This is a genomic window from Calothrix sp. CBUCES-K 9914 (assembly GCF_059640475.1).
Map to the genome: position 1 here is coordinate 1 of NZ_JBXXZH010000065.1, position 21,023 is coordinate 21,023.

Annotated in this window: 13 protein-coding genes; 7 read left to right on the forward strand and 6 right to left on the reverse strand. The window is 40.6% G+C overall.

Annotated features, from left to right (window positions below):
* The coding region (locus tag AC2JBO_RS16475; RefSeq protein ID WP_496954735.1) for an efflux RND transporter permease subunit at window positions 1-3,076 on the reverse strand (3,076 nt) is incomplete at its 3' end.
* Window positions 3,077-3,177: 101 nt separating this feature from the next.
* Window positions 3,178-4,689 carry an efflux RND transporter periplasmic adaptor subunit gene (locus AC2JBO_RS16480; RefSeq protein ID WP_496954736.1) on the reverse strand — a complete coding sequence of 504 codons (1,512 nt, stop codon included), beginning with the start codon at window positions 4,687-4,689 and terminating at the stop codon, window positions 3,178-3,180.
* Between the two features lie 470 nt (window positions 4,690-5,159).
* Here AC2JBO_RS16480 and AC2JBO_RS16485 point away from each other — a divergent pair, with 470 nt between their 5' ends.
* Window positions 5,160-6,023, forward strand: a complete 864-nt coding sequence (locus tag AC2JBO_RS16485; protein ID WP_496954737.1) for an Npun_R2479 family HD domain-containing metalloprotein — start codon at window positions 5,160-5,162, stop codon at window positions 6,021-6,023.
* A 343-nt stretch (window positions 6,024-6,366) separates the two neighbouring features.
* Window positions 6,367-7,479: an ABC transporter permease gene (locus AC2JBO_RS16490; RefSeq protein WP_496954738.1), complete on the forward strand. Its 1,113-nt coding sequence runs from the start codon at window positions 6,367-6,369 to the stop codon at window positions 7,477-7,479.
* Window positions 7,480-7,739: 260 nt separating this feature from the next.
* Here the strand turns inward: AC2JBO_RS16490 and AC2JBO_RS16495 are convergent, their stop codons facing one another.
* Window positions 7,740-8,018 carry a lipopolysaccharide assembly protein LapA domain-containing protein gene (locus tag AC2JBO_RS16495; protein ID WP_496954739.1) on the reverse strand — a complete coding sequence of 93 codons (279 nt, stop codon included), beginning with the start codon at window positions 8,016-8,018 and terminating at the stop codon, window positions 7,740-7,742.
* A 459-nt stretch (window positions 8,019-8,477) separates the two neighbouring features.
* Between AC2JBO_RS16495 and AC2JBO_RS16500 the strand changes: the two genes are divergently transcribed.
* Window positions 8,478-9,332 (forward strand): PD-(D/E)XK nuclease family protein, encoded by an 855-nt coding sequence (locus tag AC2JBO_RS16500; RefSeq protein WP_496954740.1) that lies wholly within the window; start codon window positions 8,478-8,480, stop codon window positions 9,330-9,332.
* 12 nt (window positions 9,333-9,344) lie between these two features.
* On the opposite strand, the gene AC2JBO_RS16505 is transcribed toward AC2JBO_RS16500, so the two are convergent.
* Window positions 9,345-10,631, reverse strand: coding sequence for a Sll1247 family protein (locus tag AC2JBO_RS16505; protein WP_496954741.1), 1,287 nt, complete (start codon window positions 10,629-10,631; stop codon window positions 9,345-9,347).
* Window positions 10,632-11,098: 467 nt separating this feature from the next.
* Window positions 11,099-12,769, reverse strand: coding sequence for a transglutaminase domain-containing protein (locus AC2JBO_RS16510; RefSeq protein ID WP_496954742.1), 1,671 nt, complete (start codon window positions 12,767-12,769; stop codon window positions 11,099-11,101).
* 316 nt (window positions 12,770-13,085) lie between these two features.
* Here AC2JBO_RS16510 and AC2JBO_RS16515 point away from each other — a divergent pair, with 316 nt between their 5' ends.
* From AC2JBO_RS16515 to AC2JBO_RS16530, 4 genes are all read left to right on the forward strand, one after another.
* The gene (locus AC2JBO_RS16515; RefSeq protein ID WP_496954743.1) at window positions 13,086-15,965 is read left to right on the forward strand and encodes a cation-translocating P-type ATPase; all 2,880 of its coding nucleotides are present in this window, start codon (window positions 13,086-13,088) and stop codon (window positions 15,963-15,965) included.
* Window positions 15,966-15,974: 9 nt separating this feature from the next.
* Window positions 15,975-17,156: a DNA replication/repair protein RecF gene (gene recF, locus AC2JBO_RS16520; RefSeq protein WP_496954744.1), complete on the forward strand. Its 1,182-nt coding sequence runs from the start codon at window positions 15,975-15,977 to the stop codon at window positions 17,154-17,156.
* A 136-nt stretch (window positions 17,157-17,292) separates the two neighbouring features.
* A complete protein-coding gene (locus AC2JBO_RS16525) occupies window positions 17,293-17,721 on the forward strand; it encodes a hypothetical protein (protein ID WP_496954745.1) in 429 nt (142 codons plus the stop codon).
* A gap of 32 nt (window positions 17,722-17,753) precedes the next feature.
* Complete coding sequence (locus tag AC2JBO_RS16530) at window positions 17,754-20,066, forward strand: putative PEP-binding protein (RefSeq protein ID WP_496954746.1); 2,313 nt, start codon at window positions 17,754-17,756, stop codon at window positions 20,064-20,066.
* Window positions 20,067-20,159: 93 nt separating this feature from the next.
* Here the strand turns inward: AC2JBO_RS16530 and AC2JBO_RS16535 are convergent, their stop codons facing one another.
* Window positions 20,160-21,002 (reverse strand): DUF1361 domain-containing protein, encoded by an 843-nt coding sequence (locus AC2JBO_RS16535; RefSeq protein ID WP_496954747.1) that lies wholly within the window; start codon window positions 21,000-21,002, stop codon window positions 20,160-20,162.
* Between the last annotated feature and the right edge of the window lie 21 nt (window positions 21,003-21,023).

Sequence of the window (21,023 nt, forward strand, 5' to 3'; positions counted from 1 at the left end):
GGCGCCTTCTACGAAAACCGTATTTAGCAAAGTTTAAAATCCAAGTCTGGAAGCCATCAATATAACTAAACAGTACTGGTACAACTAATAGTGTTAGCAATGTTGACGTTGTAAAACCACCTAATATTGCCACTCCCATCGGTTGACGAACTTCGGCACCTGCTCCTATTCCTAATGCCAGTGGAATGGTGCCTGCGATACTTGCTAAAGATGTCATCATGATAGGACGTAACCGCGATACACCCGCTTCGATTAGTGCTGCACGCTGTGATTTTCCTTCGGACATGTTGATAATTGTGTAGTCAACAAGCAAGATTGAGTTTTTAGTCACGATACCTAGCAGCAATACTATTCCAATTAGCGCGTATATCCCTAATGCTTTTTGCGATATCAATAACCCAACTAAGGCGCCTCCCAAACAAAAGGGTAACGCTGCCATGATGGTGATAGGATGCAGGAAGTTGTTGTATAGTAACACCAAGATTGCGTATATACACGTAACTGCTAACAATACAGCTAGACCAAAGCGGCTAAAAATATCCTGCATGATTTTAGCGTCACCTGAACTACGCTGTCTAACTTCAGGTGGTAAATTTTTTAGCGCTGGTAGCTGGGAAACTTTATCCAAAGCATCACCTAATGAAATTCCTGTTAGGTTAGCTTCTACCGAGACTTGACGCAAACGGTCAAAACGGTTAATTGTTGAAGGTCCACTGCCAAAACGAATATCAGCAACAGAAAGTAGTGGTACTGTTCCCCCATTTTGAGATGGTACACGCAGGTTTCTAAAAGTGTTAATATCTGTCCTGGCTAATGGATCAATTTGTACACGTATCGGAATTTGACGGTCGGGTAGATTGAATTTTGCGAGGTTGGCATCATTATCACCGATTGTTGCTAATGATGCTGTCCGCGCGATAGATTGTACTGTTACTCCTAAATCTGCCGCACGCTGTGGGTTTGGGATAACGAGTATTTCGGGTTTAACTAAAGAAGCCGAAGATGATATCTCTACAACGCCAGGTATTGAACGCATTTGTGATTCTAAAGTACTAGCAGCGGTATTTAATGCTTGAGGATTTTCACTTTGCATTAATATCGTCAAGTCTTTACGCCCACCAACAGCACCTGCTGAAGCAAAACTAACACGGGCGCCAGGTACTTGTAGAAGTGCTGGACGTGTTTGATTTTCGTATTCAGTTTGAGAAATTTTACGTTCTTCTCTAGGTTTTAATCTAACTGTTAGTGTTGCACTATTTATCTGTTCAGTTGAAAGAACACTTTCAACCAAAGGATTTTGGCGAATAATATTAGTCGCTGTTGCGCTCGCTCTTTCAACATCTTTTAATGTCGAACCAGGTGGAAGCTCAATATTTACCGTAGAAATACCAATATCTCCACCATCCACTAATCCTTTGGGAATAAGTGGTATTAACATCAAGCTCGCAATAAAAAAACCAACCGCAACGCCAATTGTGATGACGCGATGACGCAGTGACCATTTTAATAGTGACGCATAAGGTTGAAAACGGCGCCTGTTAATACGATTTATATTCGAGACACGAATCGCATCTCTATCTTCACTACCCTTATGTTTATCTTTAAGTAAATAGGCGCCCATCATTGGAGTAACCATGCGCGCGACTAAGGTGGAAAAGATAGTCGAAACGGCAACAGTCACACCAAAAGGTTGGAAGAATTGACCAGGAACTCCACCCATAAAAGCAACGGGAAGGAATACGGCAATAATTGTGGCACTCGATGCAATAACCGCAAGTCCAACTTCATCGGAAGAGTCGAAGGCCGCTTGCATTGGTGTTTTACCCATCGACATGTGCCGTTCCATATTTTCGATTTCTACCACCGCGTCATCAACTAAGTTACCTACTGCTAGCGCAAGTCCCAATAACGTCATGTTATTGAGGGTGTAACCCAGCGCTTGCTGTACTGCGAAGGTAGGTATCATTGATAAAGGCAAAGCTACGGCAGTAATTAACGTTGCCCGCCAATCGCGAATGAATAATAAAATAACTATTATCGCCAGTACTGACGCTTGGATTAATTCGTCAATAGTACTTTGGTAAGACTGCCTAACAAAAGTTGCGCGCGTAAAGATTAATTCAAGCTTGACATCTTTGGGTAACGTTTTTTGCAAATCTATAACTGCCGCTTTTACCCCTTCTTCCACTGTCACCATCACACTGCCCGTACTTCGTAGCACCTCGAACGCTACAACAGGTTTGTTATTTAATTTCGCTGCTTGACGAACATCACCAAAACTATCGGATACAGTTCCTAAAGAAGATAAAGGGACACTCCCTCCTTCAGGCAAGACAATTTCATATTTTTGTAGTACCGAAACACTTTCAGCACTACCAAGGGTGCGAATACTTTGTTCACTACCGCCAACTTCAGCACGTCCTCCAGGTAAGTTAATATTAAACGTGCGGATTTGGTCATTTACTTGAGTAGCAGTGATATTTAAAGACTGTAATCTTTCGGGGTCAAGGTTTACACGTATTTCTCTATCAACTCCTCCAACCCGGTTTATTTGTGCGACTCCACGAACGCCCAAAAGCGAACGGCTAATTGTTTGGTCTACTAAGTTACTCAAATCTTCGACCGAACGAGATTCTGAAGTCACCGCGTAAGTCATAATTGGACCACCGGAGAATTCTAACCTTTTGACAATTGGGTCATTAACATCTTGGGGTAAGTTTTGCCGTATTTGAGCAACCGCGTTACGAACATCATTTGTCGCGCGGTCAGTATTAGTGCCCAAAACAAAATTAATTGTAGTCACACTCGACCCATCAGTGACAGTCGAGCGCAATTCGTCGATATTACCCAAAGAAGCAACCGCGTCTTCTATTTTTTTAGTGACCTGTGACTCCAGTTCGGCAGGCCCTGCACCTGGTTGTGTAACCGTTACAGATACAGTTGGCACATCAATATTCGGGTTGATATCTATCCCCAAAGTATTGAACGAATACCAACCGATTAAAGTTAGGATTATAAATAAAATTATGGTCGGAACTGGTTTTTTAATCGACCAACCTGAAATGTTAAATGACATGTAATTTAAGAGGTAGGGTGTGTGACACTACAACAATTCTTAAACGAAGCAATCATCAGGTGGTGTCACGCACCTTATGAGTCTTATGAGTCTTATGGGTCTTATGAGTTAGGAGTTAAATTACTGGCGACTCTAACTGTGTCACCATCTTTGATATATCCGGCGCCATCAATGACTACTTTGTCGCCAAGCTGTAAGCCGCTTTTAATTTCAATACGATTGTTATTGAGTATTTCTCCCACTTGTACTTTTTGGGCTTTCACTTTGTCTTCACCCATTAGCATGAATACTATTGCGCTACCGTCAGCTTGTGGTTGAACTGCTTTCTGCGGTACTGAAACTCCAACGGTAGTTGATGTTGTAATGGCGCCACTCGCGAACATTCCAGGTTTGAGTAAGTTTGTCTGTGATAAGTCTATTCTTACGGTTGCTTCACGTCGCTGCTGGTTCACTACAGGCTCAATTTCTCGAACTGTTCCAGTCAAGCGAACTTGGTTATTACTATTAGAAGTCACCTCCACTCCTGCGCCAATTCTAACTTGAGGTAATTCAACCTCTGGAACTTGCGCTTGTAATTCTAATTTGCCGTCTTGAACTATAGAAAATAACTTTTGCGAACCACCAACTACTGTACCTACTTGACTTTGAGGCGCAACTCCTGTTACATCACCTATACGTACTAACTTTTCTGCTACATATCCCGAAACAGGCGCACGTACTACTGTTTGCCCTAATTGCGTTTTGATTTGCTCTAATCTTGCATTATTACTTTTTACACTTGCTTGCGCGCTTGAAGTACCCGCTTCAGCAATGCGAACAGCTGCAGTTGCGCTACCTACGTTTGCCTGTGCAGTATTAACGTTTGCCTGGGCACTACGAATATTTGCTTGCGCTTGACGCACTGCTTCACGCGCGGTCGTTAAGTTTGTTTCGGCAGTATCCAACGTTTGACGACTGATGGCGCCTGCTTGTGATAGGTCTCGGTTGCGCTCATAATTACGTTGTGCATCAACAAGTCTTGCTTGTGCCGTCTTCATGTCTGCTTGACGCTGTTGAACTACTGCTTGCGCTGATTGTACTGCTGCAGTTGCTGCTTCGACTGCGGCTTGCTTAGATATTACATCAGCCTGTTTCGAGGAAACATCAGCTTGCTTTGATTCAACATCTGCTCTTGCCTGACGAATCTGGTCTTGCAATACTGAATTGTCAAGTACTGCCATCACTTGTCCAGCTTTTACATAGTCGCCAATATCTACTAATAGCTGTTTTACTTGTAAACCGTTACTTTGTGGCAATACTGGAGTTAAGTTCCGCGCGGCAATACTTCCTGTCACTGGTAGCGTGCGAGATATGCGGGTTGTTTCTGCTTGTGCAACAGTAACAGTCATGCTTGGCGCCGCACTTTTTGATGCTGCTACTTGCTTGACCTGACTAGGCACACCTGAACTATGACTAAATAATCGTATTCCACCTAGGGCAATAATAATCCCCATTCCTAAACCAAGCATCAGCGGAGTTAACCAGCCTCGTTTCGGTTTTGGCTCCTCTTCCCAACTTTGCTCGTCAACCAACACTGGTTTTTCTTCCAGTTCGGAAAAACTTTCTTCCCCCACAATTATTACCTCCAGTAATTTGCCAAGCCTTGATTCACGCAGTTTTGCTTAAGAAAGTTTCCAAACTATTACTATATCTTAACAATGGTATACAAATTTGGCTTCTACCTGTATAGTCCGTCACTCCACACCATCGCTAAAATCAATGCTTGGATATCACGTCCGTTGCTTATTTGAATCACCGCAATCACACAAACGGATATGAAAAACTTATAAGACTCAAGCTACCAACACCCAGTATGGCTCACAAATCATAAAACTTTGCATCTACCTAAAGGCATAGCATATCCTGTGATCAGGGCGGGAAGAATTTTCTGCTTCGTGCAGTTAGTCTTTCATTATTATCGATGCTTATGGTAGCTACGGGCAAAATTTGGGAAGAATTTGTATAACCCTATCACTAAGCCATGCCTTAATGAAGAGATTTGTAAAAATTGATTAATACATAGTTATCTACAATTCGTACAAGTATGTTTAATACCACGGAAATTTTAATCGACGCATTCGTGAAGCAAATTCGCGACGGATATAGACGCACTTACGGCTGCCTAAAAACAGATTATCAGGATATTATCGCGTGGGCTGGCAATATGGCTTTAGAGAATATCGCCAACAGCGATGCACTCTATCACAACGTTGAACATTCAATCTTGGTAACTTTAGTCGGGCAAGAAATTCTTCGCGGTAAGCATATTCGTGAAGGAGGTGTTTCTAGCGAAGATTGGCTGCACTGTATCATTTCGTTATTATGTCATGATATTGGTTATGTCAAGGGAGTATGCCGTCAAGACAAAGAAACTGAGGGGTTGTACTCAACAGGCAAAGAAGGAAAAATGATTCCTTTGCCACCAGGCGCCTCCGATGCTAGTCTGACTCCATATCACGTAGACCGCGCGAAGCTATTTATCGATGAACGGTTCGGTGGTCATAAGCTTATTGATTCAGAAGTAATCAAAAGCAACATTGAGTTAACTCGCTTCCCCGTACCCGCAAAAGAAGACAGTCAAGGAACCCAGTGCTTTGCAGGGTTAGTACGTGCAGCTGATTTAATCGGACAATTGAGCGACCCTCGTTACCTGAATAAAATTACTTCCTTGTTTTACGAGTTTGAAGAAACAGGAATGAATAAGGTATTAGGATACAAAACACCTGCGGACTTAAGGAAAAACTACGCCAAGTTTTACTGGAACGGTGTATATCCTTATATTCAAGACGGTTTACGTTACTTGTCTCTAACGCAGCAAGGCAAACAAATTATCGCAAATCTGTATTCCAACGTCTTTGTCATCGAACACGAGCGCCAAATCGAAGAAAAGTTATACTTAGTTAGTTAAAAGTAGGGTGTGTGACGCAATAACAATCGCGGAATCAAACAAAAGAACTAGTAGCGTCACGCACCTTATGATTGAATGGCACTTACTTAACGATGTTTATGGTGCGTGAAAGCACTGTATTTGGCGTTACATTGCTTGATAGTAATAGCTTGAAAGCACCCTACCCAATTTATTGGCGCCTCAAAATGCGTGAAATAGCACCATTCCACCTTATGATTTAGGACTTAGGAGTAAAAAACTCAGCACTTTGTAAAGATTGACATTTTGCCTCTCAACATTGACGATTAACTATTAAGTTATAACTAATAGGTCTTGACAATTTACAACTTACAGTTAATCAACTATGAATTGGTGGCAACGTTTAAAGAAAAACCCTTTGGCAAGGTTTGGGGCAATACTATTGATAATTTTCTACGTGTTAGTAATCGGAGCGGATTTTTTTGCTCCTTACAGACCGAATGAACCACAAGCGAACGGTTCACTGCTTCCACCGACTACGATTCACTATAATACGCGCGATGGGAAATTCATTGGACCCCACGTTTACCCAACGACGCAGGGAAAAACCGATATAAATACAGGCAAGCGCGAAATCATTGTAGACGATACAAAACCTTCGCCGATTCGACTATTCACAAATGGCCCTGAATATAGACTATTTCAGGTAGCTCTTCCATTACCGCCAAAATGGGAAGAAGTCGATATTTTGCCAGGTATATCGGTCAACTTGCACTTATTTGGTGCAGACGGTGCAAAGATTAACATCTTGGGAACAGATGACCAAGGTCGTGATCAGTTTAGCCGTCTTTTACACGGTGGTCGCATCAGCTTATTTATCGGTATTGTTGGGGTTGCGATTTCCTTCCCGCTAGGTATGATAGTTGGTGGTATTTCTGGTTACTTCGCTGGTTGGACAGATAGCGTAATTATGCGAGTAGTCGAAGTACTAATGACAATTCCTAGTATTTACTTGTTAATTGCTCTTGCCGCAGTACTGCCACCCGGACTAAGCAGCACAGAACGCTTCCTGCTTATCATTGTAATTACCTCATTCATACGCTGGGCTGGTTTAGCGCGCGTAATTCGTGGACAGGTATTATCAATTAAAGAACGCGAATTTGTACAAGCCGCGCGGGCAATGGGGGGTAAACCTTTATACATTATTTTGCGGCATATTTTACCTCAAACAGCAACTTATATAATAATTGCTGCCACACTATCAATTCCAGGTTTTATCGAAGCAGAATCGGTATTAAGCTTGATTGGTTTGGGTATTCAGCAACCAGACGCATCTTGGGGTAACATGCTATCGCTAGCTACAAATGCTTCAATCTTGGTGTTACAACCTTGGTTAATTGCACCACCCGCAGCGTTAGTTATTTTGACAGTACTCGCGTTTAACTTACTTGGAGACGGTTTGCGCGATGCTCTCGATCCCCGCAGCTTACAGCGATAATTTGATGCATCACGTCGTAGCATAGGCGTCTCGCCTGTGCAATACAAACAATTAAGTTTAGGTTTGCAACGGATATAAACGCGGATAATTTATTAGTTACAAGCAAAATCTACTCACTTGATATTAACTATCCGTTACATCCGTTTATAATCCGTTGCCAATCTTTCTACTCACTAACACACGAATATTCTCTTCTTTGTTAGCTACGTGTACTTATGGTAAAAATAAGTACATACAATGCCTAGGCGAGGACGCCTATGCTACAAATAATCCTCGTCAGTAAAAAACTCTGGGTCATCATCAGAACCCGAACCACCACGACCAGAACCAGTAAGACCCCAAAGCGGTTGCAATAGTGCCATCCCAATAACCCCTACACCAGCACTAAAAGCTAAAACCAAGCCAAAAGGTATTTGAATTGTTTGATAAGACAGAAATCTTAAAGAAACAGGTTCGGCATTTTGGACAGAGATAATTGCAATTGCGATTACCCAAAACCCTATCAGTAGAGATATTACTAGGTTAGCAATAGTTTTCATTTTGTTTAGTTTCTTAGCGTTTTGTTAACGGTTGACATTACGACGGTGGAAGCTATAGGTCTACACATAACCAGCTTTACGACATACTTCAGTTGATATAGAACCAATTAAATACTACAAAATTGGTATACAAGACAGCTTTAACATTTGCCACAATAGTAAGCAGAGTGCTGCTGTGACACAAACACGTAGGTTGGGCTTAATTAGGCTTGAGTATAGCAAATAACCAAAATTAATTTGGCTTAAGTATAGGCTTTATCTAGGTAGCTGTTGAAAACACCAATCTTAACTAAAAGTAACTAGAACCAAATAACACCATACAAAAACAATCATCCGTCATAACTGAGGCGCCGTAACTTTACTTTTATCAAGTTGGTGTCTAATTGTACTTATACGTACTGTTTGATTCTTAACCTGATTTCGTATTTAACTTTTATTTTGTTCTACCAGACTCGAACAATGTCAACCAGTGATCGACCATTTATAAGTTACCATCTTTGGTCATTAGTTGTTCCAGCAGCAGGACAACAACGTTTGCACTGTCAAATGCGACGAGGGTTTATTAAAGCACGTCAACATGAACCACAAGTAAAAGTATTACTAAAGAACGCAACCGCATCACAGCGTATAGGTTTGTTAGCCCAGAAAGGAGTGTATGAGTTTCATAACAACCCGCATCTTCTAAACCGAGATGACGGTGTAGAAAAAGTGGCACAGCTACTGAAATTAGACCATACACCAATAGAAGTTAAACAACGAGTGCTGCAAATCTTAAAGAACTATCATAGTGTACCTTTACTACGGAATAAGCAAATAATTCAGTTAACGCGCGGAGATGAAGGTTTTCCAAAACCAATAGCCGTTGAAAAAGAAGATTACCGTTTTCGATTGTATGCGACAATGGACTGTGTTTTCATTGAGGGAGACATAAATGTTCAACCTCAAGCAACATCACGTTTACGCACTTTACATATTCTTGATTTTAAAACGGGAAAATCTCCATTTGACCGTCGGCAAGCTTTAGTATATTTAGTTGCAGCAAGATATTTATATCCAGAGTATCGAGCAATCGCATCGTTTTATAATTTAGAAATTGGTAAAAAATCAGAGTTGATTGTAATTTCTGACTCGGAATTGGATGAAATTGAGCAAGAAATGGCAAATATTGCAAAAAAGCACCAGCAAGACATATACAGATATCAACAAAAATCACAATTTTTTAATATTATATTTCCGCCAAATCCAGGTTATCATTGTCGTTTTTGCCCATTTAATTCTATTTGCCAATTTTCTACCTTTAAAAGTGAAAAATAAGAAACCCGGTTTCTATTTGAAATAAGACAAGTCTACTTGTCCAAAGTGAATACTATAGGCAATATTTAACTGTTCGAGCGTTTCAACTAACCAAATAATACTGCTCATCGTTGACGACTCATAATGATTAAACAAAATTGCAAGTCTCTTCGTGAGATAAGGCTTAACTTTACGGCAAATCAAAACAATCTTTAATAGCAATCCGGTAGTAATTAGTGTACCTTGGTTAGCGATTAAATCGATAAAGGTAAAATGATGTGGTATTCTTGCACTCTCAACGACTAAAAAATTTAGTAACTGACTACAAGTACGTACTAATAAGAATTCATTGAGTTTTTGGTCGGATGCATCAACCAGAGTATTTTGCAATTGCTTGTATAAACGCTGATTGAATTGTAATTTACCATATTCTTCGTCAATTCCAGAAATTAAGTATTCATATAAGTCATCTTTGAAGGCGCCGAAACGAGATGTTTGAGTATAGCTTAAAAAGCTGCGTGCCAATTCATGATAAGTGTAATCACCTTCGACTTTGCCAATAAATTGTTTGAGAGCAGCATTTAAATTTGCTTCGCTTAACAAAGTTGGATTATTAACTGGTAAAATGAGTCTACTGGCTAGTCTACAGGGACTGCTTGCGTTATCAATCTGCTTTTCAGTAGTTGCACGAACTTTCCAAGTAACATAGCGTGATAAATCAAGCTCAAAACTTTTTTGTACTTCCGTTTTAATTTTATTAACAGTCCACTGATGTTCAACCGTAGAATCTTCTGTTAACAAACAATGCTCGTATAAATATGGATAGCGTCGCATTAATGTTGATAACGGTTGATGAATGTTTCGCTGTGATGTTGGTTGCGACATTACCTGTGTTAAGCGACGCAAAGTTACATATTGGTCACTTTGCGTAAAATTTCTTACCAACTGATGTAGGCGCCGAACAGCTTTTTCGCGAATACTAATAATTCTGTGTCGGGAAGGTGGAGATTGAAATAAAGCTATTAATTCGGGAATAAAACTATGTATTTGTGGTTGCATGTGCCAACGGTTAATCAAAATATGGCAGCAGCGGTTAAGAAAAAACTTAAATTCTTGTTCAGCGCGTTCAGATGCGGTAATTTCATCTAAAGCCAGTAAAATTTCTGATTCTGGATAATCAAAACCATTGATAAAAATAGCTCGAAACCGTACAAGCATTTGACTCGGAGCTTCAACTTGTACGAAATAAAGCAAATGTTGATATATCTTATGCTCTTCGGGAAGAAGGTTTGTATAGTAAGGGTTTATCAAATTGTTCACTTGCTTTCACCGCTTATATATAGTGCTGAGTGCGTAGAGACGCGATTAATCGCGTCTCTACCGAGTGTTTAATAGTAGGTATGAAGTAAGATTTCGTATTTATATTTTTATATCTACTTTTTGGCTTTTAGCCAATGTCAATTACCGCTATTATAAGAAACAATATTCATATAATTTAAATATATTTACTGAATTTCCTTTACTCAGAGTATTTACTAACTATTGATATTATTACTTGATTATGATTAAAGAGTTTTTACTTAATCATCTTTCTGTTGCCGTATAAGTTATATAAAATTTAGCGTTTAATAACTTATAAGTTAATCTATGGATATACTCAAATTCATCAAGCTGGAATAAAGCTTTGCTATCAAACCATGAATTATTTGTAAAAATAATTGTAGAGATGCAATTTTCTTACATCTCTACTCAGCACTCAGCACTCAGCACTCAGCACTCATCACTCATTACTCTATAGGCACCAGTTCATCAAGAATTGTAAAGCGAATATGATTAATCGCTAGCTCACCAATTGAGATGTCTTCTTTTGTAAGCCGCGCGCCCTTACTAACTAAACTTTCAAATGGGATACCTTTGCCGATTTCGATATGATACCAGCACAAACCCATGAAAAAGCGTGTTGGGTGAGCGCTGTAATAACCTAAATCATCAGGGTTGGACTCCATTGGCAACCAACCAAAACCAGGAATGTAAAATTCTAACCAAACATGATTAAAGTCTGGTTGTAAGGGAACGTTTTGGTGTTCTGCAAACGGAGGACATTTATAGCGTCCAACTGTACGGCAAGCTATTCCGTTTAAACGACATAGTGCCAACAAAACCCCAACATACTCACCACACGAACCAACACCGCGTTCTAAGACAACATCAGGTGGGTCAATATAAGGTTTAATACCGTATGAAAGTTGGTCGTACACATAATTACGGATGTTATACATTTTCCGTAAAATATTTGTCTCAGTACCAACAGCATCTTGTGCCGCGCGGATAACTATACCCTTATCCATCGATAAGTCATCATTATCTACGAGATAGCGCGTTTTGAATTCTTCGGGTAGTTCGGGAATATTTTCGACATCGCGCGGGGTAATGCGGTATTTAATTCCACGCACCTCCACAATAGCTTTCCAACCCAAAACATGACGTTCACCTGGGGTGAGAGCATCAAATTTAAAGACTGCAACTCGCTGTCCTTCAATAATTTCTTCGCGAAAAGGTAGTCCAATAGGTTCAACACTAACGACTTTTTGACGGTCGGTGTCACTAGGTAAAGCGATGTGCCATTCTAAATCAGGCAAATAAATTTCTTCAAGGGGAGCTATTTCCTCAGCATAAGACATTTCGATACGATACCCGTTCGATAAAGCAAGACGCTTTTGAGGGTCGTAGTGATATTGTAGGGGATGGATAAAAGTCCGGTCTCGGTACGCCACCTCATAGTTTGGGTCGGCGTTTGGATTATCGCGCACGTAAGGTTCATCTGATGCATAGGCAACATAGATGTTTACTTTGCCGTTGTCTGAATTATGAATAGCGATGCCTGTGGGAGAATCAAACGGGGTGAGGACATTAAATTGAATTTCCCCCGTCGCACGGTCGAGAGCATACACTGTTTGTTCAGTACGGTCGCAAACCCATAGCGTTTCTTCGCATACGGCTAAATTTTCTACCCCTACACCTGGCGCATAGAAATGTGTAATTTGTTTACGTGTATTACGGTCAAAAATAAGGATTCCACCAAGCTTTTGACAGCTTACATAAACCGTTGACTCCCATACAGCTACACCATCAGCAGGGTAAGGTAACGTTACAAAATGCTCTAAACCCAACGAGTTGAGTTTGCATAAATAAATACTATTATCGCGCGCTACCCATAGCGAATCTTCCCATATAGCTATGCCGGTTACACCAGTAAACTCACGCACCTGGTGAGGGTTGAGTACCTTAGTGTTATCTGTGAGCGGGTCAATTTCCAGTAAAAATCCCTTTCTTTGGTCAATCGCAATAAGTGTATCCTTGATAAAGGCGATTCCATAAATCGAGGCTGTACACAGCGGTCTAATTGTTCGTTGCCCTAGCATCTTACTTTTTGCCAAACTTTCAACTGCGTAACTCATACTAAATTGATTCATCCAATGCTTTGATTTGTCTGAAAATGCTCTCGTAGTATCTCAATCTATGACACAATTTCAGACTGTAGTTGCTCTAATGGTTATAACTTATGTACTACAAATTACTTTTGTTTTGTCAATATTACCTAGGGATGAGAAAAAATAGCTTAAAAATAGCTTGGGAGATGTTAATTACATCTATATAGTATTACTTATATAGATGTTTATCTATGACAACTCCAATGTAAGCTTAGTCAATGGTTTCCCAACCATATCTAAATTATTATTGAATTTTGTAACTAAATCCCTAGTAACTTATAAAATGTCTGCTCATTCTCTGCCTGATAATGCCGTTTGGCATAGTTTAGAACCAAATAAAGCACTACAACAACTGTCTACTAGCGCAGACAAGGGCTTAAACCCGGAGGAAGTTCAACAACGGTTACAAAAATATGGACCGAATGAACTAGAAGAGTCTGGTGGCCGCAGTTCCTGGGAAATCTTGGTAGACCAGTTCAAAAACATCATGCTGCTGATGTTAATTGCAGTGGCTTTCATTTCTGGGATTTTAGATTTTTTGTCTTGGCGGGCGGGAGAGCTAAAACCTGGTGAATTACCCTTCAAGGATACAATAGCCATTCTAGCAATCGTAATTTTGAACGGTATTTTAGGCTACGTGCAAGAAAGCCGTGCTGAACAAGCGTTAGCAGCTTTGAAAAAACTATCCTCCCCCAATGTTCGAGTTATTCGTAATGGCAAACAAATAGAGATTGCAGGAAAGGATTTAGTACCTGGTGACCTAATGTTAGTCGAAGCGGGGGTACAGGTAGCAGCAGACGGACGAATAATCGAACAGTCTAACCTGCAAATTCGCGAGTCGGCGCTAACGGGAGAAGCTGAAGCTGTTAATAAGCGGTCAGATTTAGCCTTGCCAGAAGAAACAGCTTTAGGGGATAGAATCAATCTAGTTTTCCAAGGAACTGAAGTAGTACAAGGACGCGGCAAAATTCTCGTTACCAATACGGGGATGAAAACCGAGTTGGGTAAAATTGCCGAAATGTTGCAGTCCGTTCAAAGCGAACCAACTCCACTGCAACAACGGATGACTCAATTGGGTAACGTACTCGTAACTGGTTCTTTGGTACTAGTAGCTATAGTCATTGCAGCGGGAATGTTTCAAGCTATAAGCGCTGGTGTGACTGGAAATAAACTTTTAGACACGTTTAGAGAACTTGTAGAGGTATCACTATCGATGGCTGTGGCTGTGGTACCAGAAGGTTTGCCTGCTGTTATTACCGTCACCTTAGCGTTGGGAACTCAGCGCATGGTTAAGCAAAAAGCTTTAATTCGCAAGTTACCAGCAGTAGAAACTTTGGGTTCTGTGACAACGATTTGCTCGGACAAAACTGGCACCTTAACCCAAAATAAAATGGTGGTGCAGCAAATCTTTACCAACAACCAGTTATTTGGGGTGACAGGAAATGGGTATGCTCCTACAGGTGAGTTTAGTCTTAGTGGTAAAACTGTGACGAGCGAACAAAATCCAGAAATTTCCGCTTTGTTAGTTGCTTGTGCTGCTTGTAACGACTCAGACTTACAAAACGACAAAGGTGACTGGAAAATTTTAGGCGACCCAACTGAAGGCGCCTTGCTGACATTAGCTGCAAAAGGTGGTATTGAAAAAGACCAATGGGACAGCAAATTGCCTCGTGTCGGTGAGTTTCCTTTCTCGTCCGAACGAAAGCGGATGAGTGTTATTACTAAAGTAGAACCAATTGATACAGGGTCACTATCAAGTAATCTTGACCCAATACTTCGCGACCGGGTACGTCAAGAACAGTATTTGATGTTCACCAAAGGTTCCCCAGAACTGATACTCGTGCGCTGTACGCAAATAGACAATGGTACAAAAACACTTGCTCTCACCGAAGATATACGTAAAGTAATTCTTGCTCAAAACGATAATATGGCGAGTAATGGTTTACGTGTATTAGGGTTTGCGTATAAACCATTAGTAGAAAAACCACCCGAAGGTTCTGACGAAACCTCAGAAAAAGACTTAATATGGCTAGGTTTGGTGGGGATGCTCGACGCACCTCGTCCAGAAGTTCGTGCCGCCGTCCAAGAATCTCGTGAAGCTGGTATCCGTCCCGTTATGATTACGGGTGACCATCAATTAACAGCACGCGCAATAGCGAAAGATTTAGGTATTGCTGACGGTAGTAACGACCGAGTTCTTATCGGTCAAGAACTGCAAAAAATGAGCGACCAGGAGCTTGAGCAACAAGTTGACTTAGTAAGTATTTACGCACGGGTGGCGCCAGAACACAAATTGCGAATCGTGCAAGCGCTGCAACGGCGTGGTCGTTTCGTAGCAATGACCGGAGATGGCGTTAACGACGCTCCTGCTCTCAAGCAAGCAGATATCGGTATTGCAATGGGTATAACTGGAACCGACGTCAGTAAAGAAGCCAGTGACATGGTTTTGCTTGATGACAACTTTGCGACTATTGTCGCTGCCACAAAAGAAGGTCGCGTAGTTTACACAAATATTCGTAGATTTATCAAGTACATATTAGGTAGTAACATCGGCGAAGTTATAACCGTAGCAGCAGCGCCGTTGCTTGGTTTAGGGGGTGTACCTTTATCACCGCTACAAATTTTATGGATGAACTTAGTTACAGACGGTTTACCCGCTTTAGCACTAGCAGTTGAACCCCCGGAACCAGATGTTATGAAGCGTCCACCGTTCAGCCCGCGCGAGAGTATATTCGCACGTGGTTTAGGGGCTTACATGATTCGGATTGGAATAGTATTTGCGATTATTACTATTACAATGATGGTATGGGCGTATCGCCATACTCATGCACCTGGATACCAAGGCGACCGAAATTCATGGAAAACAATGGTATTTACAACATTGTGTCTTGCTCAAATGGGTCACGCAATTGCCATTCGTTCTAACAATCGCCTAACTATTGAAGTAAATCCACTTTCAAATCCTTACGTGTTAGCAGCCGTAGTTGTAACCTCAATCTTACAGCTAATGCTAGTTTACGTTGCACCACTACGCGCGTTCTTTGGTACTCACGTTCTAGACCAACTAGAATTGCTAATATGTATAGGATTTAGTGCGCTTATGTTCGTTTGGATCGAAGCGGAGAAAATTTTCTTCCGTCTCGTTGGTAAGAAAAACGTTTAAGTTTGATTTATGTTTCTCCAATCTCTCCAACTTCGGGCATTTCGTAATTACAGGGAGCAGTTTATTGAATTTACTGCTCCTAAAACTATTTTATTAGGTAATAATGCTCAGGGAAAATCAAATTTGTTGGAGGCAGTGGAGTTACTAGCAACTTTACGAAGTCACCGGATGGCACGCGATAAAGAATTAGTGTGCGATGGAAAAGAAATTGCTCAAATTCAGGCTAGTTTAAAGCGGCAAGCTGGTGTTAGCGACCTGACATTAACTTTACGTCGTAACGGGCGCCGCACCGTTAACCTCAACGGAGAAAATATGCGGCGCCAAACCGATTTTCTTGGCGTTCTCAATGCTGTAGAATTTTCGAGCTTGGACTTAGACCTGGTTCGTGGTAGTCCGGAAGGTCGGCGCCATTGGCTTGATACACTATTAGTACAGCTTGAACCAGTTTACGCCCACATCTTGCAGCAATATAACCAAGTATTACGCCAACGTAACGCTTTTCTAAAAAACATAGTCGCAAATACTCGCAAAGACTCAACCACTCAGCACTCAGCACTCAGCACTCAACACTCAGCACTCAGCACTCAATACTCAGAGCAATTGAGTGTTTGGGATGCACAACTTGTCACAACAGGAACTAGAGTAATTAGAAGACGCGAGCGAGCAATACATCGTCTTGCTCCTATTGCTGCGAAATGGCACGCTAGTATTAGCGGTAGTACAGAAGTCTTAGAAATTAAATACGCTCCGAATGTAATGACGCTTGATAATCAATCTGAACAAGTTCAAGAAGCTTTTTTGGATAAAATTCAGCAGCGCGCGATAGCAGAACTACATCAAGCAACTACCCTTGTAGGACCTCATCGTGACGAAGTAGAATTGACGATAAATCAAACACCTGCTCGTCAGTACGGTTCACAAGGTCAACAGCGGACGCTAGTGTTAGCGCTAAAGTTGGCAGAGTTACAATTAATCGAAGAAGTTGTTGGAGAACCACCTCTATTACTACTCGATGATGTTTTAGCAGAACTTGACCCCTATAGGCAAAATCAGTTGCTTGATACAATTCAAGACCGTTTCCAGACCTTAATAACTAGTACTCACTTAGGGTCTTTTGATTCGCAGTGGTTGAAGTCCTCGCAAATTCTCTCAGTTAATGCCGGTGAAATTTCCACCCAATACTCTATTTGAGTTTTGATGAAATTGAACTAAGTATTAATAATTGATCTGAAAAATAGAATAAATAACCTGAAAGTAAGTTATAGCTAAGTTTTAGTATATTACCATTCGTTATTTTTCAAAATACTACTCACTAGGAAAATAGAAAATGCAAAACAGTAATCAAGTATTAAGTCGAAATGAAATAGATTCTCTAGGAGCATCATTACATAAAATTGAACAAAAGCTTCTCAAAAAACAAAGTCAAGATGGTAGAGAGCGGGTTTGGTATCAGGGAGAGGAGCCTTATTTTGATGTTTTCTTTGAGCTTCAAGACTCCGAAATAGTTTGGTTTCAGTTTACACTACGCGCCAAGTCACTTTCTTGGGACAATAAACGTCGAGAGTTACAAACTGGTGTAACTAACGAGTTGAAGGTTGATGATGTCAGCTTTTATGCTGCGACTAAAACAATCGAAGCAGATGAAAAAATGGACAATCTTTTTATAGAACTAGTCAAATCAATTCTCCAAACTCGTACTGACGAAGAAATATTTACAAAAGCACTTTCATTATTTGACTTAAATTCAAGCAGCTAAAGATGCTAACCAACAACAAACTAATTACCTGAGTGGAAAGACTTTATTGGCTAAATCAAATAGAACAGCAAGACCGTCCCCAGGTTGGTGATCAAGCGTTTAACTTGAGTCGCTTACAGCAACTTAGTTACCCAGTGGCACCTGGTTTCGTTGTTTCTGCGGACGTAACACGCGATTTTCTCTCAAATCTTAATACAGAAACTTTGATTTCTGACTTGCCGTATTCAGAGTTACATCTCGATATTTCTAATTGGCGCCAGTTACAGCACGTCGCAACTAGTTTGCGTCAAGAAATCATAATTGCAGCTGTTCCCGAAGCATGGGTAAAAAAAGTATTTGACGCTGCAAGTCAGTGGCAAGCGACTTGTTTAATTTTTCGCCCGACTATTAGCTTACCCTCCACTACGCTCACAGAAGATTTATCAGGACTTTTAGAATCGCAAATTTGCTGGTGTGATGTTAAAGATATTGCTAATGCACTCAAACGTTCATGGAGCCAATTATTTCGCGCGCGTAGCTTATTGTATTGGCAGCGAGTTGGAGTTGACCTGCGGCAAATTAATTTTGGAATATTAGTACAGCCACTATGGGACGCAGTAAAAAGTGGGTTATTCGTTGTAAATTCCCAATCGTTAGAAGTACAAGCAAATTGGGGATTAGAAATAGCAATAGCTTTAGGAGAAGTTACTCCTGACTATTATAAGATTAAGCATGACGGTACAATTACTGAGCAGCTCTTAGGGGATAAGATGTTGGCGTATCAGGTTAAGGATAGTCAGCAGGTATCACTAATTCAAGCAAATACCATAATTGCACCCGAATCAAGTTGTTTAATTGCTGGTTTACTAGACCAAGCGCAACAGCAACAATTTGCACTTTGTCAAGACGAATTGCAACGACTCATCGAACTTACTCGGCAACTAACAAATCAATTAGGCACGAATTTTAGTTACAAGTGGACTATACCGAAAAACACCGAAACGCTATATCTTACACAAGTTACACTTCCTCGTATTTCTAACTCAGTGCTATTTATTAAAGGACTTGGCGCCTCTTCAGGTCAAGTAACAGGAATAGCGCACGTCATTACGAACTCTCAGAGCTTACCCCAAGAATTACCATTAGGCACCATATTAGTTGCTTCAGAAATAACTCTTAATTGGTTGCCATTAATACGAAAATGTACAGGTATTATTACTGAACATGGTGGTTTAACATCCCACGCGGCAATTTTAGCTCGTGAACTAGGAATCGCTTCTGTAGTCAATGCGAATAAAGCTACAGAATTAATCAAAAATGGCGATAATTTAAGTATCAATGGAAACAATGGCGAAATCAAAAATATAAATTCCAGTAGAACTATTAATAAGACTTTACATACACAGGATAATCTGAGACATGAAGCAAAAACCTTTGGAACTTCAGCAAAAATGGAAACGCTATTTGCAACTGCAACCGAACTAATGGTTAATTTAAGCCAAACAAACTCAATCAAGCAAGTGCAAAGCTTACCCATTGATGGAGTCGGATTGTTACGTTCCGAACTTATGGGTGTTTCTTTGGATACACTTTCATTTGATAGGCAAAACCAGGAACAACGTGCCGAGCTTTATACGCAATGGTGCGAGCAAATATTGCAGTTTGCCCAAGCATTTGCACCAAAACCAATTTTTTATCGGTCACTTGATTTAGGCTTTGGTCAGACGCAGCTTAGTGAAAAAAGTCAACAAAGAAGTTCGGTGTCACGGTCTTTGGGAAAGCGAGGAACATTGAGTTATGTACAAAATTCCTCTTTATTTGAGTTTGAGCTAGCAGCTTTAGCGCAAGTTCAACAAACTGGATTTGATAATATTCGTTTGATTCTACCGTTTGTTCGTAGCGTCGAGGAATTTATCTTTTGTCGTCAAAAAGTTGAAATAGCTGGACTCACCCGTATTCCTCAATTTCAGCTTTGGATAATGGCAGAAGTTCCCAGTGTATTATTTATGCTGCCAGAGTACATTAAAGCGGGAGTACAAGGAATAGCAATTGGTACAAATGACCTAACACAGTTACTACTGGGAGTTGATAGAGAGCTTCAACAGTTAAGGCATACTTTAGATGAACGTAACCCTGCTGTGATGCGCGCGATTCGTCAGCTAATTGAAACTGCCCGTTCACATAAAATACCATGTTCCATATGCGGTCAGGCGCCGACATTGTACCCAGAAATAATCGACCAGTTAGTACAATGGGGAATTACATCAATATCCGTCGAACCCGAAGCAATATCAAGAACTTATCATGCAATTGTACGTGCGGAGCAACGAATAATTTTAGAGGCTGCCAGAAAGATCACGGATTGATCCGGATTACACGGATTACACGGATTAATTTTTTTGTACTACAAGAGTTGTAGGTTAGGTGTCTAAATTTGTTTGTAACCAGTAAATCATCCGTTACATCCGTTGTATCCGTTGCCGAATATTCATTCTACGGCTTGATTGCCTGACAAAGCCCAAAGTTACCCGTTTCATTAACCAGTATAAGCCAGTCAAAATTGCGAAAGTGACAGCGATGATTACTAAAGGCTGTTTGCCAAGCAGTTCCTCAACACCGCGCGTTAGTAAGTAATCGGGTTGGGTGATAAAATCCCAACTGTTGAAGCGTAGAAATCTTCCCCAGTATATACCTACAGCGGATACGGCGTGGGTTGCAATTTCAACACCTAAAATCCACTGGCTTTTACCAACTCGGTGTAAGTGAGAACCTAAGTTAATTAGAGAAACTACGTAAGCTTGAAATCCTGCAAAAATGACGAATATGTAAAGGGGAATTATGACTAAAGTAATCATCCATACTGATTGAATTGTCCGAATATCGTCTATAAGATGGATTACATCAGTTAATAAATAAGGCGCGTTTGGCAAAAATGCATAGAATACTACAAAACCAAGCCACCATAGTGCCGAACGTCCGTACTTACTCTTGAATAACCAGGCAGCAAGTGGTACTAACCCAAAGGTTGCAAATAAAGCTAATTTCAGCGTGGAAATGTTTGTGATGTATTGCTTCAGAAAAATTAGAAATGTCTTAATATAATCCTTGTTTGGAGGTATACAGGCAAACAATACAAGAAGTCCAAGCGACCAAGTTCCAATATTGTTACGTCTGTCACGAAACAGCCAAATACTGAGAACTAAGGGTATAAAAGCCAGAAAAAGATTCCAAATCATCCACTGACTATTGATTTGTAAAACCTGCGTGACTCTAGCAGTTAATTCGATTAGTTCTGCTTTCATAAATGATTCCTAAAATATATT